Source organism: Gordonia sp. N1V, from assembly GCF_029269935.1.
GTDB lineage: Bacteria > Actinomycetota > Actinomycetes > Mycobacteriales > Mycobacteriaceae > Gordonia > Gordonia polyisoprenivorans.
In genome coordinates, this window is the sequence record NZ_JARJDD010000014.1 from 125,114 (window position 1) to 145,397 (window position 20,284).

The 20,284-nt window shown below is 68.2% G+C and carries 18 protein-coding genes and 1 pseudogene; 10 read left to right on the plus strand and 9 right to left on the minus strand.

What is annotated here, in order from left to right; all coding sequences use genetic code 11:
* Positions 1-30: 30 nt before the first annotated feature.
* Positions 31-330 (plus strand): SelT/SelW/SelH family protein, encoded by a 300-nt coding sequence (locus P3L18_RS18355; RefSeq protein ID WP_276114868.1) that lies wholly within the window; start codon positions 31-33, stop codon positions 328-330.
* Between the two features lie 28 nt (positions 331-358).
* Here P3L18_RS18355 and P3L18_RS18360 read toward each other — a convergent pair whose 3' ends face one another.
* Genes P3L18_RS18360 through P3L18_RS18375 form a run of 4 tightly spaced genes read right to left on the minus strand, consistent with a single transcriptional unit; the run spans position 359 to position 3,356 of the window.
* Positions 359-796 (minus strand): VOC family protein, encoded by a 438-nt coding sequence (locus P3L18_RS18360; protein WP_276114869.1) that lies wholly within the window; start codon positions 794-796, stop codon positions 359-361.
* Positions 797-837: 41 nt separating this feature from the next.
* Positions 838-2,265 (minus strand): adenylosuccinate lyase, encoded by a 1,428-nt coding sequence (gene purB, locus P3L18_RS18365; RefSeq protein ID WP_208792644.1) that lies wholly within the window; start codon positions 2,263-2,265, stop codon positions 838-840.
* 33 nt (positions 2,266-2,298) lie between these two features.
* A complete protein-coding gene (locus P3L18_RS18370) occupies positions 2,299-2,709 on the minus strand; it encodes a hypothetical protein (RefSeq protein ID WP_276114870.1) in 411 nt (136 codons plus the stop codon).
* Between the two features lie 44 nt (positions 2,710-2,753).
* The gene (locus P3L18_RS18375; RefSeq protein ID WP_079928672.1) at positions 2,754-3,356 is read right to left on the minus strand and encodes a TetR family transcriptional regulator; all 603 of its coding nucleotides are present in this window, start codon (positions 3,354-3,356) and stop codon (positions 2,754-2,756) included.
* A gap of 121 nt (positions 3,357-3,477) precedes the next feature.
* Between P3L18_RS18375 and P3L18_RS18380 the strand changes: the two genes are divergently transcribed.
* The 6 genes from P3L18_RS18380 (at position 3,478) to P3L18_RS18405 (ending at position 9,028) form a co-directional block, all read left to right on the plus strand.
* Entirely contained in the window at positions 3,478-4,236 is a 759-nt protein-coding gene (locus tag P3L18_RS18380; RefSeq protein WP_276114871.1) for a DUF6882 domain-containing protein, read from the plus strand.
* 171 nt (positions 4,237-4,407) lie between these two features.
* The gene (locus tag P3L18_RS18385; RefSeq protein ID WP_253193859.1) at positions 4,408-6,498 is read left to right on the plus strand and encodes an MMPL family transporter; all 2,091 of its coding nucleotides are present in this window, start codon (positions 4,408-4,410) and stop codon (positions 6,496-6,498) included.
* Positions 6,499-6,566: 68 nt separating this feature from the next.
* Positions 6,567-6,833 carry a metal-sensitive transcriptional regulator gene (locus tag P3L18_RS18390; RefSeq protein ID WP_006369694.1) on the plus strand — a complete coding sequence of 89 codons (267 nt, stop codon included), beginning with the start codon at positions 6,567-6,569 and terminating at the stop codon, positions 6,831-6,833.
* A 48-nt stretch (positions 6,834-6,881) separates the two neighbouring features.
* Positions 6,882-7,295, plus strand: coding sequence for a DUF302 domain-containing protein (locus P3L18_RS18395; RefSeq protein ID WP_079928669.1), 414 nt, complete (start codon positions 6,882-6,884; stop codon positions 7,293-7,295).
* Entirely contained in the window at positions 7,292-7,912 is a 621-nt protein-coding gene (locus P3L18_RS18400) for a DsbA family protein (RefSeq protein ID WP_079928668.1), read from the plus strand. The genes P3L18_RS18395 and P3L18_RS18400 overlap by 4 nt, the downstream gene beginning before the upstream one ends.
* A gap of 186 nt (positions 7,913-8,098) precedes the next feature.
* Complete coding sequence (locus P3L18_RS18405; RefSeq protein ID WP_172398728.1) at positions 8,099-9,028, plus strand: alpha/beta hydrolase-fold protein; 930 nt, start codon at positions 8,099-8,101, stop codon at positions 9,026-9,028.
* A 59-nt stretch (positions 9,029-9,087) separates the two neighbouring features.
* On the opposite strand, the gene purD is transcribed toward P3L18_RS18405, so the two are convergent.
* The 4 genes and pseudogenes from purD to P3L18_RS18425 all read right to left on the minus strand — a co-directional run bounded on the left by purD (position 9,088) and on the right by P3L18_RS18425 (position 15,175).
* Positions 9,088-10,341 carry a phosphoribosylamine--glycine ligase gene (purD, locus tag P3L18_RS18410; protein WP_211602017.1) on the minus strand — a complete coding sequence of 418 codons (1,254 nt, stop codon included), beginning with the start codon at positions 10,339-10,341 and terminating at the stop codon, positions 9,088-9,090.
* Positions 10,342-10,402: 61 nt separating this feature from the next.
* Positions 10,403-11,683, minus strand: a complete 1,281-nt coding sequence (locus P3L18_RS18415) for a low temperature requirement protein A (RefSeq protein WP_276114872.1) — start codon at positions 11,681-11,683, stop codon at positions 10,403-10,405.
* A 17-nt stretch (positions 11,684-11,700) separates the two neighbouring features.
* Positions 11,701-13,834: pseudogene (locus tag P3L18_RS18420) on the minus strand (glycosyltransferase family 39 protein).
* Positions 13,835-13,900: 66 nt separating this feature from the next.
* Positions 13,901-15,175, minus strand: a complete 1,275-nt coding sequence (locus P3L18_RS18425; protein ID WP_172398726.1) for a glycosyltransferase — start codon at positions 15,173-15,175, stop codon at positions 13,901-13,903.
* A 146-nt stretch (positions 15,176-15,321) separates the two neighbouring features.
* Between P3L18_RS18425 and P3L18_RS18430 the strand changes: the two genes are divergently transcribed.
* The gene (locus P3L18_RS18430; protein ID WP_276114873.1) at positions 15,322-17,436 is read left to right on the plus strand and encodes a DEAD/DEAH box helicase; all 2,115 of its coding nucleotides are present in this window, start codon (positions 15,322-15,324) and stop codon (positions 17,434-17,436) included.
* A 311-nt stretch (positions 17,437-17,747) separates the two neighbouring features.
* Here the strand turns inward: P3L18_RS18430 and P3L18_RS18435 are convergent, their stop codons facing one another.
* The gene (locus P3L18_RS18435) at positions 17,748-18,173 is read right to left on the minus strand and encodes an HIT family protein (protein WP_079928662.1); all 426 of its coding nucleotides are present in this window, start codon (positions 18,171-18,173) and stop codon (positions 17,748-17,750) included.
* 216 nt (positions 18,174-18,389) lie between these two features.
* Here P3L18_RS18435 and P3L18_RS18440 point away from each other — a divergent pair, with 216 nt between their 5' ends.
* Together P3L18_RS18440 and P3L18_RS18445 are read left to right on the plus strand one after the other, a co-directional pair.
* Entirely contained in the window at positions 18,390-19,394 is a 1,005-nt protein-coding gene (locus tag P3L18_RS18440) for a DNA adenine methylase (protein ID WP_211545202.1), read from the plus strand.
* A gap of 17 nt (positions 19,395-19,411) precedes the next feature.
* Positions 19,412-20,251 (plus strand): hypothetical protein, encoded by an 840-nt coding sequence (locus P3L18_RS18445; protein WP_079928659.1) that lies wholly within the window; start codon positions 19,412-19,414, stop codon positions 20,249-20,251.
* The last annotated feature ends 33 nt before the right edge of the window (positions 20,252-20,284 follow it).

Genomic DNA, 20,284 nt, shown 5'->3' on the forward strand with positions numbered 1-20,284 from the left:
GCTCGGGGTGATCTGGCAGTCTGGGTCGTCATGGGCGCACCGCAGATCACCATCACCTACTGCACGCAATGCAATTGGTTGCTGCGGGCCAACTGGATGGCGGCGGAACTGCTGTCGACCTTCGGCACCGACCTCGGCTCGGTCACCCTGCGCCCGGGCACCGGCGGCATCTTCGTCATCGAGGCCGACGGCGAGCAGATCTGGGAACGTAAGCGCGACGGCGGTTTTCCCGACGCCGCCGAACTCAAACGCCGCGTCCGCGATTCGGTACTACCTGACTGGTCGTTGGGGCACGCCGACCGCACGCCCGCCGATCCCGACGCGGGCTAGCCACGGGCTGCTCGCCCGGACCGCCGAGTCAGTCGAGACAGAACTCGTTGCCCTCCGGATCGGCCATGACGAGGTGACCGCCCGCCAGCGGAGGCGCCGGTTCGTGCCGGGCGAGCCGCCGGGCGCCCAGGCCGATCAGTTCGGCACCACGACGCTCCAGCGCCGCCATCCGCTCCTCACCCGACAAACCGGGGGCGGCCCGAACACACAGGTGAACGCGATTCTTGACGGTCTTGCCCTCGGGCACCCGCTGGAAGAAGACCCGCGGCCCCGCACCTGCCGGATCCACCAGCGCCGAGGCGTCGTTGCGCCGATCCTCGGCGATGCCCATCGCCGAGAGCGCGTCGTCCCACGTGTCGAAGCCCGGCGGCGGGGGCGCGAGCCGATAGCCGAGGACCTCGGCCCAGAACGCGGACAGCGCTGCCGGGTCCGCACAGTCGAAGGTCACCTGGAAGTCGATACTCATGCCGACATGGTTCCCCACACCGCGGACAGCCAGTGTCCTCGTTACAGAATCGGCGCCGGGGTGTAGGCCGCTGCCTGCGGGTTCTCGGCGATGATCTTCTCGGCGGCGGCGATGACGTCGGCGACCTGGCGGCCCGCCGCACCGACGAAGGCTTCCTTGTCGTCGAGCAGTGCATCGAGCTGTGCTCGATCGAGCGGGATGCGGTCGTCGGCGGCGAGCCGGTCGAGCAGATCGGGTTCGCGCCCCTCCTCGCGCATGGCCAGCGCCACGGCCACCGCATTCTCCTTGATCGCCTCGTGCGCGGTCTCACGCCCGACGCCCGCGCGCACCGACGCCATCAACACCTTGGTGGTGGCCAGGAACGGCAGGTAGCGGTCGAGCTCGTTGGCGATCACGGCCGGATATGCGCCGAATTCGGCGAGCACGGTCAAGAACGTCTCCATCAGGCCGTCGATGGCGAAGAAGGCGTCGGGCAGCGCCACGCGACGCACCACCGAGCAGAAGACGTCGCCCTCGTTCCACTGCGCGCCGGCGAGTTCGGCGGTCATCGACGCGTAGCCGCGCAGTACCACGGCCAGGCCGTTGACCCGCTCGCAGGAGCGGGTGTTCATCTTGTGCGGCATCGCCGACGACCCGACCTGCCCGGGCTGGAAACCCTCGGTGACCAGCTCGTGTCCGGCCATCAGCCGGATCGTGTGAGCCAGCGACGACGGTGCCGCGGCCACCTGGACGAGTGCGGAGACGACGTCGTGATCGAGGGAGCGCGGGTAGATCTGCCCGACGGAGGTGAACGATCGCGAGAACCCGAGATGCCCGGCGACCCTCGACTCGAGGTCGGCGAGTTTGCCGGCGTCGCCGCCGAGCAGGTCGAGCATGTCCTGGCTGGTACCCATCGGCCCCTTGATGCCGCGCAGCGGATAGCGGTCGATGAGTTCGGTGAGTCGGGTCAGCGCGATCATCAACTCGTCGGCGGCCGACGCGAATCGCTTGCCCAGCGTCGTCGCCTGCGCGGCCACGTTGTGGCTGCGTCCGGCCATCACCAGCGACGAATACTGGGCGGCCCGTTCGACGAGCCGCGCGAGGACGGCGACGCCATGGGCATGGACGTGCCGCAGCGACTGCAGGATCTGCAGCTGCTCGACGTTCTCGGTGAGGTCGCGGCTGGTCATCCCCTTGTGGATCTGCTCGTGACCGGCGAGCGCGTTGAACTCCTCGATCCGCGCCTTGACGTCGTGGCGGGTGATGCGTTCACGCTCGGCGATGGACCCGAGGTCGATGTCGTCGACGACCCGCTCGTAGTCGTCGATCGCGTTGTCGGGCACGTCGATCCCGAGGTCGCGCTGGGCCCGTAGGACCGCGATCCACAGGCGACGTTCGGCGGCGATCTTGTTGGTCGCCGACCAGATCTCGACCAGATCGGTCGACGCATAGCGGCTCGCGAGGACGTTGCTGATGGCAGGTTTCGACACGTCAACAGTGTAGTTTGCGTGCCGCCGGCGTCTTTACAGGGCGAAGCACAGGCCCCCGGAGCCGTACCCCTGGTGCACCCGGGCGATGGTGATCGGGGACGTGACGCCGTTCTGCACCGCATAGAGCATCCGGTCGCCGAGTCGGCGCGGCGTCCAGTTGACCGTCGCGATCAGTTGATACGCGGGCGCTCTGCCGATGAAGATCGGGGCGAATCCCCGGCGCTGCTCGTAGAAGGAGACCATGCCCACGGAGTTGACCGGCACCGTCAGGTTGTAGGTGCAGCCGGTGCCGTAGACCACCGACGAGAACGGCACACCCGCGTCGACCGGCCCGGTCGGTGCCGCCGACGCCGACCCGGTCCCCGCCAGTACCCCGGCGACCACCGCCGTACCCGTCACCAGCGATGCTGCCCACCGGCGTATCGCACCCTTATGCTCCCCCATGACTCACCTTTCTCTCCCCGACCCCTGATTTCGGTTGCAGGTCTTCACATTTGCGGTGCCAGGATGTCGACGACACCGTTCAGCGCCGCGCGTGCGGCTTCGAACGGTGAGGTCTCGGCACAGCCCAGGGTGCCGACGACGGCACCGTCCTCGACCGCGATCAACCAGCCGACCTGATGCGGGTCGGAGCGGCGGCCGGATTTCTCGAGAACCTCTGCGTGCATCGCCGAGACGTGGTGCCTGCGTTCCTCGACGACGTCGCGCAGTAGCGGGTACCGGGGCGCGAGCGCGATCAGTTCGTAGCGCGCGGCGAGATCCTCGATGGGTGTCTGCGCCCCGATGAAAACCTCCGACAGCGCTTCCGCGGTCGCCCCGACACCGCGCCGGCGCCGGGTCAACGCCGCTCCTCGGGCCGCGATCGCCTCGTCGGCACTTCGGGTGACATACATGGCGGCCTCGGCCATCAGGTCTTCCAGCGAGGCGAAGTAGTAGGTCGTCGAGGCCAGTGGCAGGTTGGCCCGGTCGGCGACCGCACGATGCCGGACGGCGTCGAAACCCCCTTCGAGCAGGAGCGCACCGGCGGCCTCGATGAGTCGAGTCCGCCGCCTCGTTCCCTTCGGGGTGGCGGCCGATGTCATGGCGACCATGCTGCCAGGGTGACCTGGGTCACCACCCCTTTTTCGGCGGATCAGCCACCGCGAGGGACCGGTCGTTCGATCACCTGACAGATGGGGCAACAGCGCCGATTCCGGCACTAGCGTGACCCGCATGGATCTCGACGGTTTACGCGCTGTCGCCAATTGCGGCGCCTGGTATGCCGGACTGCGCCGCGTCGCGCTGGATACCTACCTCACCCAGCACCTCGGCAGCTACACACCTGCCGTCGAGGGCACCACGGTGGTCTTCGCCACGACCACCGATCCGCGCCGGCGGATCTGCGCCCACCGATCACCGGTGGCCTCGGTACGCCGTGCCGGAGCGTCGGGCTGGGTGATCCGGTGGGCCTGGGCCGGCACCTCCCCCGACCTGCCGACCGATCTCCGTCTGGCCGAGCTGCGCCGCGCGGGCGAACGCCTCGGCGTTGCCGCGCTGATCTCCCCGGAACTGAGCATGCCCGGCACCGGCGGCCCGGATTCGGAGCGTGCGGACCTGATCGCCGCGACCCTCGGTGCCGTTGCCGCCCAACTGAGCGGCGCGGGACCGGTCGTGCGCATCGACGACGCCGACGGCGGCTTCGAGATCGTCCAGGTGACCGGCCTGCCACTAGCCGAACCGACCTTCACCGACCTCGTCGCGACGCTGCCCACACTTCTCGGCGAGGTGGCCGTCGGCGATCATCGCGTGGCCCTGCACGGCTTGGCGGTCCGGCTCGGTTGGCACGTGATGTGGCAGCGCCCCAACGAGATCGCAACCCCGGCCGGTGCGGCTTCCGACATCTCGCAGTGCGTCCTCACCGACCAGAGATCGAGCCTGGCGTTGTCCTTCGACGTGAACGGCCGCCCGCTGGAGCGCGCCCTGCCCGCCTGACCCACCCCTTGCGGTCCGATACCCCCCTGGGTATATTTGTCGTCACCAACCAATACCCCCAGGGGTATCTGACGATGCGAGGGAGAATTCTCCGTGGACTCGACCGACCACTCCACCACCGTTGCCGACGAACCAGCGCCCGCGGCAGCAGACGACACCCGGCCCGGCCCGATGGGACGGCTCGGGGTCTGGACCGCGACGCACCGCCGGTGGGTGTTCGGCATCTGGTTCCTGCTGATCATCGGCCTCGGCACAGCCGCGCCGAGTGTCTTCGGTTCCCTGGCCGGCGCCGGATGGCAAGCCAACGGATCGGAGTCGGTGCAGGTCCGCGAGCTCGCACAACAGCACTTCGGCGGCAACTCGTCGGCCGCGGTCCAGGTGGTGATCCACTCTGACGACCACCAGGTCACCGACCCGGCGGTCGGGCACGTGATCGCCGAGATCACCGGGATCGCGCGCAGCGACCCGCGCTTCGGTCCGGTCATCGCCCCGACACCGGGAATGACCGTCAGCCGCGACGGCCACACCGCGATCGTCATCATCGGCGCCGCTGCCGACACCGACGCGATGGTCAAGGCGGTCGATGATCACAAGGCCGCGTTGACCGGCTTGTCAGGCAACGGGATCCAGGTGTATCCGACGGGCGCCTCGGCACTGTGGAGCGATTTCAACAAGGCCAATCACGAGGCGATGATCAAGGCCGAGATGTTCTCCTGGCCGATCACGCTGGCGATCATGGTGATCGCCTTCGGTTCTCTGGTGGCCGCGGGGCTCCCCTTGCTGCTGACCATCGCTGGACTCGTCGCCTCGGCCGGTGGCCTGGTGCTGCTGAACACCGTCACCCCGATCTCGGTGTGGGCCATGAACTTCGCGATGATGTTCGCCCTCGCGCTCGGTATCGACTACGCCCTGTTCATGGTGTCGCGCTTTCGCGCGGCGATGGCGCTGCGCGAGACACCCGAACACGCGGTTGCCGAGACCATGGAGACCGCGGGCAAGGCAGTGCTGCTCTCGGGTCTGACGGTGCTGGTGAGTTTGTCTGCGGTGCTGATGGTCCCGGCACCCGCGGTGCGCACGATGGCCGTCGGGATCATGCTCGCCGTCGTCTTCGTCCTCGCGGCCACCATGACCCTGCTGCCGTCGGTGCTGTCGGCCCTCGGCACCAAGGTCAACGCCGGCTCGCTGCCGTGGGCGAAGAAGCAGGAGCACCGATCGCACCGTTTCGGGCGCTGGGGGGAGCTGCTGCATCGTCACCCGTGGCCGTTCGCCGTCGTCTCGCTCGCCATCCTGGTCCTGTTGGCTCTGCCGGTGCTGGGATTGAAGGTGGCGATGCCGTCGATCACCGTGGTCCCCGCGGACGCGCCGGTCCGCCAGGGCTACCAGATCGTCGCCGACAACATGGGTCCCGGCGCCCCCGGGGCACTGCAGATCATTGTTCCCACCCCGGACGCTCCGGCAACGGCCACCGCAGCCGCACAGACGCCCGGCATCGCCATGGTCACGCCGGCCCAGGCCGCATCGGACAACTCGGGATATTCTATGCTGCAAGCGATTCCGTCGGTTGATCCGTCCGCACCGGAAATGGACGGCATACTCACCGATCTGCGTGACCGGGTTCCTGCGGGCGCCCTCGTCGGTGGCGCCGCGGCGGAGAACCTCGATCTACAGGACGCGCTGAACACGTGGTTCCCGGTGATCGTTGCGGTCATCCTGTCACTGGGCTTCCTGCTTCTGCTGGTCGCATTGCGAGCCCCGGTGATCGCGTTGCTGGGAACCCTGGTCAGCTTGCTGTCGACGGGCGCGGCCTTCGGCGTCGCCACGCTGATCTTCCAGGACGGGCACGGTTCGGGTCTGCTCGGCTTCGCCCCGCAGGGCTTCCTCGACGGCTGGGGTCCGGTGTTCTTCTTCGCGATGATCTTCGCGATCGCGATGGACTACACCGTCTTCCTTTTGGCGACCGCCAAGGAGCACTACGAGCGCACGGGTGATCCGCGGACCGCGCAGGTCGACGGACTCGCCTACTCCGGTCGCATCATCTTCGCGGCCGCCGCGGTGATGGTGGCGGTGTTCTTCACCTTCGCACTGGCCCAACCACTTCCACCCAAGGAGATGGGCATCATCCTGGGCGTCGCAGTCCTGCTCGATGCCACACTGATCCGCCTCGTGCTGCTTCCGGTACTCCTGCGGATCACCGGCCACGGGGCCTGGTGGACGCCCCGATGGCTCGATCGGCTGCTGCCGGCGATCTCATTCGGCCATTGACGCCTCCTCCGAGGTATACCCCGAGGGGTATCATGGGTGTCGGCACATCCACAGCGAAGGGAACCCACATGGTCGGCGACGAAGAAGCAATCGCGGTCGTGCTCAACCGACTCCGCAGGGCGCACGGCCAACTCGCCGGTGTCATCGCGATGATCGAACAGGGCCGCGACTGCAAGGACGTGGTCACACAGCTGGCCGCGGTGTCCAAGGCACTCGACCGGGCGGGTTTCAAGATCGTCGCCACCGGTCTGCGTGAATGCATCGCCGGCGACGAACCCACCGGCGAACCCATGACCACCGATCAACTGGAAAAGCTGTTCCTCGCACTCGCCTGACCACGAGTCGGGTCGCACGAGCCACGAGGACGAGAGAAAGGAATCCCGATGGATCTGGCCATCACCACCACACTGCCCGACACGAGCTTCGACGAGGCGGTGACGCGCACCCGAGAAGCACTGTCGGAACAAGGATTCGGCGTGCTCACCGAGATCGACGTGACCGCGACACTGAAGGCCAAACTCGGCGAGGACATGGAACGTTACCTGATTCTCGGCGCCTGCAATCCGCCGCTCGCGCACGCCGCACTCGGCGTCGACCGGCAGATCGGTCTGCTGCTGCCGTGCAATGTGGTGGTCCGCGAGGACACCTCGCGCGCGGGTTCGATCATCGTCGAGGCGATGAATCCCGACCTCATGGTCGCCGTCGCGGACGCCCCCGGGCTCCCCGACGTCGCCGCGACCGCCACCACGAAACTCCGCGCGGCCATCGACGCACTGAGCAACACGGTGCACTCATGAATGCCTCGCCCACAACCGATGCCGGTGTCGTCGAGATCTACGTCGATCCCGCATGCCCGTTCGCCTGGGCCGCGTCCCGGTGGTTGGCCGGCGTGGCCGAGCGTCGGGGCGTACACGCCACCTGGCGTCCGATGAGTCTGGCCGTCCTCAACGAGGACCGCGAGGTCGGCGGCGCCCACGCCGAGCGGATGACCGTCTCGCGCCGGACGGGTCGGCTTCTCGCCGCCGCCGGAGACGAGGCGATGCGCGAGTTGTACTTCGCGCTCGGTCGTCGACTGCACAGCGAGGGGCGCGCGCTGTCGGCGAGCCTGGTGAGCGAGGCACTCCGGGAGTGCGCACTGCCCGCCGATCTGGTTGCCGTCATGGATGATCCCGTCTGGGACGATGCGGTCCGCCGCGCCCATCGGGCCAGCCAGGAGGCGCTCGGCGGCACCGGCGGCAGTCCGATCACCGTCTTCGGTGGACGAGCCTACTTCGGTCCCGTACTCACCGGGATTCCCGGCCGCGACGAAGCCGATCGGCTGTTCGACGCACTGACCACCCTCGCCGGGACGGCGGCGTTCGCACAGGTCGAGCGACCGCGGTCCGGACCACCGAACCTGGCGGAGGTCGCCTGATGTGTCACGCAGTCCGGTGCCGCGATTGCGGCAAGACCACCTGGTCGGGATGCGGCCGGCATGTCGCGCAGGTGAAGGCCTCGGTGCCCGCGGCGCAATGGTGCCCCGGTCATCCCGACGCCCCGCGTCGCGGATTGTTCGGTCGCCGGCGCTGAGCGGGTCACGGCCCCACTATCGTTGTCGGCGATGAGCCGCGACCGATCCGCCCCGATCCGCCTGTCGCGGCGCGGCGTGCTCGGCGGCGGGCTCGGCGCACTCGCCCTCGGGCTGGCGGCGTGCGCCGAGGACACCGTGGCGCTGGAGAACAACCGCGCCGCACTCCCACCCGCGGACGATCTGCTGGGATCGCCATCCTCGACGATCCCCTCGACGCCGTCGGTCGGCGCCGGCCCGGCCCTGGTCACCGGCAGCTTCACCTCGTCCCACATGCTCGGTCGCGACACCGATTGGGTGGTGGCCCGTCCGGCGGGCGTGAGCGGGACGCTGCCGGTCGTCGTGGTGCTGCACGCGTTGCGCACCGACGAGATGACGATCTTCACCTCACCATTGGCGATGCACACCGCACTACAGGCCTACGTCGACGCCGGCAACGCACCGTTCGCCATCGCGGCGGTCGACGGGGCGCGCAACTACTGGCACCGCCGCGCCGACGGCACCGACGGCGCAGCCATGGTGATCGACGAGTTCATCCCGATGCTCTCCGCCCACCCGGATCTGAACGTGTCCACCGACCGCATCGGCCTCTACGGCTGGTCGATGGGCGGCTACGGGGCGCTGCGGATCGGTGCGACCCTGGGCGCCCCCCGGGTCGCGGCGATCGCGGTCAGCTCACCGGCACTGTGGGCCGATCCACGCACCTTCCCGACCCGCGCCTTCGACGATTATGCCGATTACCAACAGAATTCACTGTTCGGCCAGCAGGACGCGTTCCGGCGGATCCCGCTGATGATCGCGGTCGGCTCCAGCGATCAGTTCTTCACCTACACGCGTCAGTGGGCGGCCGGACTGCATCCGCCCGCGGCGTTCACCAGCGGTCCCGGTGGCCACGACAACCGCTACTGGCGCGACGTCCTACCCGAGCAGATCGAGTTCCTCGGCCGCAGCCTGCAGGCGTGACCCCTCAACAACCATTGGCGGACAACAGCTACCGGAAGACAGGGTTCAAGGGAGACGGGCTACAGGGAGATCCGGCCTTCCAGCGCTGCCAAGCCGATGTCGGTGCGATGATGCGAGCCGGGGAGTTTGACACCGGCGACCCGCTCGTAGGCCTGCGCGCGTGCCGCTGCGAGATCCTCGCCCACCCCGACGATCCCGAGGACTCGTCCACCCGCGGAGACGATGTTGCCCTCCGCGTCGCGTTTGGTACCCGCGTGCAGCACACCGGGTCCCTCGGCGCCGGTGATCACGTCACCGGTTCGCGGGCTCGCCGGATAGTTCTCGGCGGCGATCACCACCACCACGGCGGCACCGTCGGCCCATTCGAGCGGCGGCAGGTCGGCCAGAGTGCCGGTCGCCGTCGCGTTGAGCGCTTGTCCCAGAGGGGATTTCAGCAGGGCGAGCACCGCCTGGGTCTCCGGGTCACCGAAGCGGCAGTTGAATTCGACCACCGCAGGCCCCTGCTCGCCGATCGCGAGCCCCGCATACAGCAGCCCGCTGAACGGGCAACCCCGCCGCACCATCTCGGCGGCGACGGGCTCGACGACCTCGGTGACGATCCGGGCGGTGACCTCTTCGGGCAACCACGGCAACGGCGTATAGGCGCCCATGCCACCGGTGTTGGGGCCGGCGTCGCCGTCGCCGACGCGCTTGTGGTCCTGGGCGGGGATCAGTGGTACCACGGTCTCCCCGTCGACCAGGCAGAACAGCGAAACCTCGGGGCCGTCGAGGAAGCTCTCCAGCAGCACCGGGTGACCGCTCTCCAGGCATTCGGCGGCGTGATCACGCGCCGCGGCCCGGTCGGTGGTCACCACGACGCCCTTGCCGGCGGCCAGTCCGTCGTCCTTGACCACCCAGGTCGGCCCGAAGCGATCGAGCGCGGCGTCGAGATTCGCCGGGTTGTCGACGACCTCGGCGTGGGCGGTGCGCACCCCGGCCGCGGCCATCACGTCCTTGGCGAACGCCTTGGACCCCTCGATGCGGGCGGCGTCGGCACTGGGGCCGAACGTGGCAAAACCGGCCGCGCGCAAGGCGTCCGCGACGCCGAGCACCAGCGGCACCTCCGGGCCGATGACGACGAGGTCGGCGGCGACGGTCCGCGCCAGGGCGACCACCTCGTCGGCCGAGGCGACGTCGACGCCGTGGTTGGTGGCGATCGCCGCGGTGCCGGCGTTTCCGGGCGCGACGTGGAGTTCGGTGACCGACGGGTCGTCGGCGAGTCCGAGGAGCAGGGCATGTTCGCGGCCGCCCGAGCCGATCACGAGTACGCGCACGTGCATGACTCTAATTCGTCGGGACCCGGCCGGTCCGCGCGGGATTCTCGGCCACCGGCCGTCACCGGTCGGTGAGATCGATCGGGCAGTCCGGATGCCGGGTGGGCGCGTCCTCGGGCACACCGAGGGTGTTGGCGCGTCGCGTCGTCCCGAAGATCTCGTCGACCACCACGATGAACAGCGGCGCACACGCCACCAGCACCACCGCCGCCGACAGGGACAGCCCCGCGTCGGCGGCCCAGACCCCGCCGACGATGAAGGCGATCGTCCCGGCCCCGCACAGCAGGGTCACCGGATCGAACGGCAACAGGTAGTCGTACATGGTGAGCATGCTGAGACAGTAGATACCCAGGGGTACCGCCACGGTCGCAACGACGACGCCGGGGCTGATCGTGGCCTCGTGTTCGGTCCACAATGCGGCGACCTCCAGGCCCGCGCCGGTGGCCGCGGCCGCCATGAAGATGATGATGTGCCCGTAGCCCCAGGGGAAGCACTTGTCGGGGCGAGCATGCAGTCGGTCGCCGACCGGGATGACGAAGTAGATCCACCACATCGCGAAGGTGACGACGATCGCGGCGACCCCGAAGACCGCGGTCTGGACCGACCAACCCTGTGCTTCCACGGCCGCCTGCATCACCGCAACGGTGCCGACCACGCCCTCACCGAGGGTGATGATCGTCAACAGCGAGTACCGCTCGGCGATGTGGTGCGGGTGCCAGGGTGTGGGTTTGACGAAATTCTCGGCCACGATCGGACCGAGGAGCTCGATGAACGCGCAGACGGCGATCGCGATGATGGTGGGCCACAGGGCGAGGTCGACGATCGCGACGATCACCCACGCCACCTGCGCCACGAGGACCGCTGCGGCATAGGTGAAGCATGTCTTGCGGTACTCCGCGCTCTGCAGACCTGCCCGGATCCATTGCGTGAGCAGCCCGACGCGCATCACCACGTAGCCGATGACGAGGACCCGGATGTCGACGTGTTCGTGGTGTTCGATCGAGCTGAACACCGGTGCAACGCCCAGGGCCAGGATGGCCACACCGATCATCTGGATCAGCACGACACCACGGAAGAACCAATCGTCGGTGTCGAAGGCAGAGGCAAACCAGCTGAAGTTGATCCACGCCCAGATCGCGGCGAAGGTGCACAGCACGTAGCCGAACACCGCTGTTTGGTAATGACCCTCGGCCAGGTAATGCGCCATCTGAGTGCCCGCGACGGAGAACACCACCACGAAGACGAGGTCGTAGAACAATTCCAGACTGGTCGCAGCCCGCCCCGGTTGGTGCGGATCGCGGCCGGTCATCCGTGCGAGCCGATGCCCGATCCGTGAAGTCACCAGGGCACCCTAACGGATCAGGTCGGTGACGTCAGGTCATACAAGGTGACATTGTCGATCGTCAACTTGGTGAAATGACCCTCCACCCACTCGGTGATCTGGGCCGACGGGCCGTCCGACCGCCCACCCATCATCATGCCGCCACCGATGAAGTAGTGGATCTTCTTCTGCTCCACCAGCTTCTGGAACTGCGCGAGTGTCGGCGACGGGTCGGTGCCGTTGAAGCCACCGATCGGCATCACCGAGTAGCCCGATTCGAGTTGATATCCCGACGCCGTGTTGGACCCGATGGCTGCGGCGACCCAGGTGAAATCGTCGGCGTTGCTGCGCAGCGTCGCGACCATCTCGGCGCTGGGCGTCGAGCCCATCAGCAGTCCACCGGCCGGACCGCCCATGCCACCCATACCGCCGTAGGCGCCGGTGCGCCCGCCGAATCCGCCGAATCCGCCGGGCATCTGACCCATGCCGGGGAACCGTCCCATGCCGCCGGGCATCTGCGGGCGCCGGTTGCCGCGGCCGGGACCGCCGAATCCACCGGGTCCGTCACCCTCGACGCGCGGTCCCGCGCTGATGATCGAGCCCTGCTTGGCGGTGGTGATGGTGTCGATCGTGTACGCCAGCGGACCGGCCAGGCCCGCGACGAGGGCCAGCACCAGGGCCAGCGCCGAGAGGTAGACACGGTGCGCGAGGAGCATCACCGCACCGCCGACCACTCCGACGAACAGAACGATCCAGCGCAGCCACGGCACGAAATCCGGTGAGCGCCCGAGTAACACGAACGCCCAGATCGCGCCGAACCACACCGCGACGGCGAGCAGTATGCGCACCCACAGCTGCTCGCGCGCCCGCCAGGCCACGGCCGCACCGCCGGCGAGAAACGCCGCCACCGCGGGCGCGAGCGCTGCGGTGTAGTAGCTGTGGAAGATGCCCGCCATGAAGCTGAAGACCGCCATCGTGATGACCAGCCACAGCCCCCACACCGAGAGGTAGGCGCGACGCAGGTCGGTGCGCGGCGCTGCGGTAGCGGCCGATGATCACCAGCGCACCGACACCCAGGATCAGCGCGCTCGGTATGAGCCAGGCGATCTGTCCGCCTTGGGCGGGTTGGAACATCCGCCAGATCCCGGTTTCGCCCCACATGCCGCCGCGACCGCCGGGGCCACCGGGTCCGCCGAAGTCGCCGGGAAAGCCCATGCCGCCGAAGGCGCCGCGGTCGTATCCGCGTCCGCCGCCGGGCATGACGCTGCCGGTCTCGTCGCCGGAGAGCCTGCCGAAACCGTTGTAGCCCAACGTGAGTTCGAGAATTGAGTTGTTCTGCGAACCGCCGATCCAGGGCCGCGACGACGCCGGCCACAGCTCGACGGTGAGAATCCACCAGCCCGCGCTGACGACGAGTGCGGCCAGCGCAGCCACCAGATGCCCGACACGTTTGACCCACCCGTGGGGCCCGAATGCGAGGTAGGTCAGGGCCAGCGGCGGCACGATCAGCATGACCTGGAGTTGCTTGGTGAGGAAGCCGAATCCGACGAAGACACCGACCAGGATCATCCACCGCAGCCGACCATCCTCGACCGCCCGCAGACACGCCCAGACCGCGGCGACCATCAGCAGGATGAGCAGCGCCTCGGGATTGTTGAAACGAAACATCATCGCCGCGACCGGCGTCAACGCCAGCACGCCGCCGGCGAGGATGCCCGCCCAGTGCCCGAGGTAGCGGCGGGTGATCCAGTACAGCAGCACCACCGACGCCACACCCATCAACGCGTTGGGCACCAGGATCGCCCACGAATTGAGCCCGAAGATACGGACCGAGATCGCCGGAATCCACAGCGAGGCAGGAGGTTTGTCAACGGTGATGGAGTTCGCCATGTCCGACGAACCGAAGAACCACGCCTTCCACGATTGCGAGCCGGCCTGGATGGCCGCCGAGTAGAAGGAGTTGGCCCACCCGTTGAGCGACAGGTGCCAGAGGTCGATGATCGCGGTCACCACGATCAGTGCGGCGAGCGTCGACCATTTCCACACCGCCGGCGGATCGGCGGGTACCGAGACAGGGCTACGGCCCCGGGAGTTCTCATCCGGGGCCGTAACTGGGTTGGTGCTGGTCGGGGGCGAATTCTCGGGGATCGAGGATTTGTCGGGTTCGCTCATGGTCTCTTTCACCGGGCCCGCTGCGCGGGCGGTTCTGATGCGCGGTTCTGTGGTTGCCCGCAGGCCTCAGGGCTGCGCGGTCTCGGCGGCCGGGCGGCGCTGCAGATGCGAGCGGAACACCCACCGTAGTCCGACGAATCGGGTGGCGGTAGCGACCAGGTTGGCGATCACGAGCACCAGCAACTCGACGTGCTTGCCCGCGCCGGGGGCGAAGTGGTCGAGACCGAACAGCGACAGCGCGGTCACCGCCCAGCCGAACAGGAACACCCCGAATCCGAAGAACTGGTGCTTGACCGCATCCTCACGCCCCTGCACACCGAAGCTGAAACGCCGGTTGGCAGCGGTGTTGAGGACGGCGGTCACCGCCAGCGCCACGAAGTTGGACACCTGCGCACCCAGGAAGGAGTGCAACAGCAGGTAGAGGACGGCGTAGGCGATCGTGCAGATGACGCCGACGACGCAGAACCGCACGAGTTGGCCGACCATGCCGTGCGGCACACCCGCGATCGCCGGGCCAGGCGCACGTTCGCGGCCGACCGTGGTGCGCAGGTCGGCGATCGGTAGCTTGCCGGAGGTGAGCGCATAGCCGACCCGCGCGCAGCCCTTGAGATCCTCGACCGCGGTGGAGACGATGTCGACGGTGCTGTTGGGGTCGTCGACCCAGTCGACCGGAACCTCGGCGATCCGCAACCCGATGCGTTCGGCGATGACGAGCAGCTCGGTGTCGAAGAACCAGCCGGTGTCCTCGATGTAGGGCAGCACCTGGCGGCCGATGTCGGTGCGCATCGCCTTGAAGCCGCACTGGGCGTCGGAGAACTTGGCGCGCATGGTGGTTCGCAGGATCAGGTTGTACGAGCGGGAGATGAACTCGCGCTTCGGCCCACGCACGACCCGCGAGTCCTTCGACAACCGGGTGCCGATCGCGACGTCGGAGTGGCCCGAGATCAGCGGGGCGATCAGCGGCATCAGCGCGTTGAGATCGGTGGACAGATCGACATCGCAGTAGGCGACGATCTGGGCGTCGCTGCGCGACCACACGGCCTTGAGTGCGCGGCCGCGTCCCTTCTCGTCGAGGTGGGCGACGCGGATGCCGTCGAGCTCGTCGGCGATGCCCGCGGCGATGGCGACCGTGGAGTCGGTGCTCGCGTTGTCGGCAACGGTGATTCGCGCCGAGAACGGCACGTTCGTACGGAGGTGTTCGTGCAGCCGCTGCAGGCATCGGGCGATGTCGTTCTCCTCGTTGTACACGGGAACGACGATGTCGAGGACGGGGGCAGCGGCGGAGCTGTCGGCGACCACCATGATCGGGGCGGCGGCCTGCGGGATCGCTTCTGTCGTCATGCCCATAAGCTTCGCGGCCCCGGCTGACCCCACTCTGCGCTCGACCTGCCAGTTACCTGTGAGCTGACACCTCCTGCCCACCGCGCCCGCGATGCCTGATCTGCGCAGGTCAGGGCGTTGTCGGCGCAGGACGATAGATTGGGCCCATGTCGGGCACCCAGACACTGAACTCGCCGGATCTCGCGGCCGCGCAAGCGGTCATCACCAGCCTCGCCGGGCCGGGCGCCGCGCTGCGCGATGATCAGCTCGAGGCGATCGCGGGGCTGACCACGGTTGCGGCCGCGCGGGTGCTGGTCGTGCAGGCCACCGGATGGGGCAAGTCCGCGGTGTACTGGGCGGCGACGGCCATCCTGCGGCAGCGTCGGCACGGCGCGACGCTGATCGTCTCGCCGCTGTTGTCGTTGATGCGCGATCAGGTGTCGGCGGCCGAGCGGGCCGGTCTGCGCGCGGCGACGCTGAACTCGTCGAATGTGTCGGAGTGGAGCGAGATCGAGGCGTCATTGCGCGCCGACGATCTCGATGTGCTGTTGGTGTCACCGGAGCGGCTGGCCAATCCGGGGTTCGGGCGTCGCGTGCTCGACGCGATGGCCGGGCGGCTGGGCCTTCTCGTCATTGACGAGGCGCATGCGATCTCCGACTGGGGGCACGATTTCCGGCCGGACTATCGGCGCGTCGCCGATGTCCTGCGGACGCTCAACCCGGACACGCCGGTGCTGGCGACCACGGCCACCGCCAACGAGCGGGTCACCGCCGACGTCGCGGCGCAGTTGAGCGCAGGTGGTGGCGCCGGTACACAGACCTTGGTGCTGCGCGGTTCGCTGGCACGAAAGTCGCTGCACCTGAATGTGATCGACGGCCTCTCCCCCATCCAGCGGTACGCGTGGGTGGCACAGCATCTCCCGGAGTTGCCGGGGTCGGGGATCGTCTACGTCCTCACCGTCGCCGATGCCGACCGGCTCGTCGGCGCGATCCGAGCGGTCCATGGTGACGACTTCCCGGTCGCCGCCTACACCGGACAGCTCGACGCCGATCACCGCCATCAGCTCGAGGACGCGTTGCTGCGCAACGACGTCAAGGCACTCGTGGCCACCTCGGCGCTGGGCATGGGTTACGACAAACCCGACCTCGGTTTCGTGGTGCACGTCGGGTCACCGCCGTCGCCGGTTTCCTACTACCAGCAGGTCGGTCGCGCCGGGCGTGCGCTCGACGAGGCCGTGGTGATGCTGCTCGCCTCGGCCACCGACGACGCGATCTGGGAGCATTTCGCCACCGCGACCATCCCCGACCCCAAGCGCATGCAGGTGGTCCTCGACGTGCTCGGCGAGGCCGACGAGCCGATGAGCGTTGTCGCACTCGAGGCGCAAACGGGTGTACGGCGGGGCCGAATCGAGTTGATGCTCAAGCAACTCGCCGTCGACGGCGCCACCGAACGCGGCTCCGACGGCTGGTCGACGACCGGTCGGCCGTGGTCTTTCGACGCCGCGCACTACGACGGTGTGCTCGCGGTCCGCCGCCGCGAGGCCGACATCATGCGCGACTACATCTCCTCGCGACGCTGCCTGATGCAGCTGCTCACCGAGTCGCTCGACGACCCGGACGCCGGGGCGTGCGGCCGTTGTTCGGTATGTCTCGGCCACCTCACCGAGCCACTCGACGACGCCGTCGATCCGGCGGTGGTCCGCTCGGTGACGGTCTCGCTACGGCGGGCCGCACAGGTCCTCGAGCCCCGCAAGATGTGGCCGGGCGGTGAGGTCGGCCGCGGCCGGATTCCCGCCACACGTCTGGCCGAACCCGGCCGGGTACTCGCGCACGCCGACGCACCGGAGTGGTCGGAGTTGCTCTCTGCCGCACGCGATCACGATGCGCAGGCGCTCGCCGACCTCGGCGATGCGGCGGTGGCGACGCTGTCGGCGTGGGGACGCGAGTCCGGTATCCGGCCGGATCTCATCTGTTCGCTGCGTCTGACCGGCACCACCCTGGCCACCGATCTCGCCGCGCACCTGTGCTCGGTCGGCAAACGTGAGGGCGTTGCGATGCCCGTACAGATGGGAGACGGGCCACCCCGGGACGCTCCCGGTGCCACCGAGGCCGCGTTCTGGCAGGCCCGGCTCGGCGAGCCACCGGCCGAGGTGGCGGGCCGGGCGGTGCTGCTGGTCGTCGACGAGTCCCGGTCGGGTTGGCCGATCACATTGGCCGCGAGCGCTTTACGCGATGCGGGCGCGACCACGGTGCTGCCACTGCTGATCCATCGGACGGTGTGAGGGGGCGGCGCGATTACCTGTCGACTGATCGGTGGAGTCCGGCAATTCGGGTAGTGCGCTACGCGTTCGCCGCGGGCGCCGTCCGGCGATGGTGAGTGGGTCCACTCCAGGACATCCACCGGCCCACCGGAGGTGGGCCGACCGACAAGGAGAACACCATGGGAGCAGCAGCGGGACTCATCATCGGCGCGTGCTTGGCAGGCGCGGCGTACATGACCTACAAGATGGCAACACAGAGCTCGACCTCGGACGGGGGTGCCGACGCCGGAGCCCAGTGACCCGGAACCCGTGAGAGGGTCCGGGCACGCGTGTCAGTCGTTCACGTACTCGCTGTAGCCCGTCGAACGCAGCGCGTCCCGGATCTTCTCGGCATCGGCGTCGAGTTCTGCGGGGGTGATGTCCTTGCGGGCGTTGGACAGGTCGAAGGTCTCCATGCTCAGCGCCGGGAAGACGTGGATGTGCACGTGCGGCACCTCGAGGCCGGCGATCAGCAGTCCCATCCGCGGAGCGTCGAACGCCTCCTTGACCGCACGCCCGACCTTCTGCGCGACGTCGGTGAGATGGGTGAAGGAGGCGGTGTCCATCTGCTCCCAGTGATCGACCTCTTTGCGGGGTACCACCAGCAGGTGCCCGGGGGTGACCGGCTCGATGGTCAGGAACGCCACGGCTTGTCCGTCCTGCCAGACGAATCGACCGGGTAGCTCTCCGTTGATGATCTTCGTGAAAACCGACGACATGCACCTCAGTCTAGGGTGCGGCCCGGCCGCGGGGGCCCGGGCGCAGCCAAGATGTTCACCGCCGTGTCGGCCAACCGCCGTGTTGGCGACACACTGTCGGGGGCCCGTGACATCCTTGCTGCTGTGAGTCGCGCCGAGTCCCCCACCGCATCGTCTCGACGTGTCGCCTCCACCGACATCGTCGCCGCCGCGCAGCGCTTTCCGCGGTTGCGGTACATGGGCTCCAAGTACCGTCTGCTGCCACATCTCGAGCGCACCTTCGCCGAGATCGGCGGCAGCACCGCCGTCGATGCGTTCTCCGGGTCGGGCGTCGTGTCCTACCTGCTCAAGGCGCAGGGATTCACGGTGGCCACCAACGATTTCCTCAACTTCCCGCACGTCATCACCCGCGCCACCGTGGTCAACTCGTCGGTGCGGCTCGAGGCCGACCTCATCGAGGAGATCTGCGGTCCGCCCGCCGACGACCGGGATTTCATCTCCTCTACCTTCGACGGGCTGTACTTCGACGCGGCCGATCGCGCGTTCCTGGATTCGGCGTGGTCGCACATCGACCGACTGCGGGGCTATCGGCGGGATCTGGCGATCTCGGCGCTGGTGTTGTCCGCGGCGCGCAAGCAACCGCGCGGGGTGTTCACCTTCACCGATTCCAGCCGATATGCCGACGGACGCCGTGATCTGCAGATGACGCTGCGCGACCACTTCCGGCTGCGGGCCGCGGCCGACTACAACGCGACCGTGTTCAGCAATGGCTCACGGCATCACAGTTCGTGCGGCGACGTCTTCGATCTCGACGCCACCGGAGTCCTCGGGGGTGCGCCGGACCTGGTGTACCTCGATCCGCCGTACGCCCCGCCGACCGACGACAACGACTACATCAAGCGCTACCACTTCCTCGAAGGGCTGTCGGCCTACTGGCAGGGCATGACCATCATGGAGAACACCAAGACCAAGAAGCTGCCCAAGCGGTACACCCCGTTCGCCTACAAACACTCCATCGACGACGCGTTGGTGCGGACCTTCGACCACTTCACCGATGCCGGCGCGATCGTGCTGTCGTACTCGTCCAACGCACTCCCCGGCCCCGATCGCATCGTCGATCTACTCGGCAAGGTCAAGCCACATGTAGAGGTCATCGCGATCGACCACAAGTACAGCTTCGGCACCCATGCCGCGGCGGCGCGGCGTGACGTCAGCGAGTTCTTGTTCATCGGTCGGGACTGAGCGGGACCACCGAGCCGATGGCCCACGCGCCCGACTTCGACGAGTACCTGAAGACGCTGGGACGCTTGACCTCTCACGTCGACCCGACGGCGTCGACACCCGAGGCCGAGCACATCGCGGCAGCCACCGCCGGACTCGGTGAGCTGATGGTCACCGACGTCGCCGGTCTCGCGGCGTGGGTACGGGAGAATCCCGGTGATGTCCCGGTGCTGGGTCTGGCCATCGGGCTGTCGCAGGAGAAGCTGAAAAACGTTCTGCGCGACCGGTTCGACACCTCCGGGTGGCACGGTCTGGCACGGCAGCGGCCCGTCGAGTTGATCACGTGGCTCGACGAGGAGTTCGACCTGGTGCGCATGCTCACCGCCCAGATGGACCGCACCTACACCTTCGCCGACATCCTCGTCGCCCGCGCCGGCACCCGATTGACCGCAACACGCGCGGGTGCGTCGGGCCGCCGCATCGAGGACCACATCGAGGACATCGCCCGCGATCTGGGCCTCGACTACGTGACCCGCTCCCGGTTCTCCGGCCGCAACGGACGCACCGCACCGGCCGATCTGATCGTCGGCGACCCGAACGCACCCGACATCGTGGTCGCGGCAAAGGGTTTCGATTCGACCGGCTCCAAACTCACCGACGCGGTCCGGGAGATCGAGGAGATGGCCGAGGTGCGGTTGCCGCGGCAGCTGGTCCTCGCGGTGATCGACGGGATCGGCTGGAAGTCCCGCCAGGCCGATCTGCGACGCATCCACCAGCTATGGGTGGACCGACAGATCGACGGCATGTACACCTTGGTCACCCTCGACCGTTTCCGCGCCGACGTCACCGAGTTCGCGCGGTTGCGCCGGCTGATCTGAGCGCACCCGATCAGCTCGTCGGCGCGCGTCGGA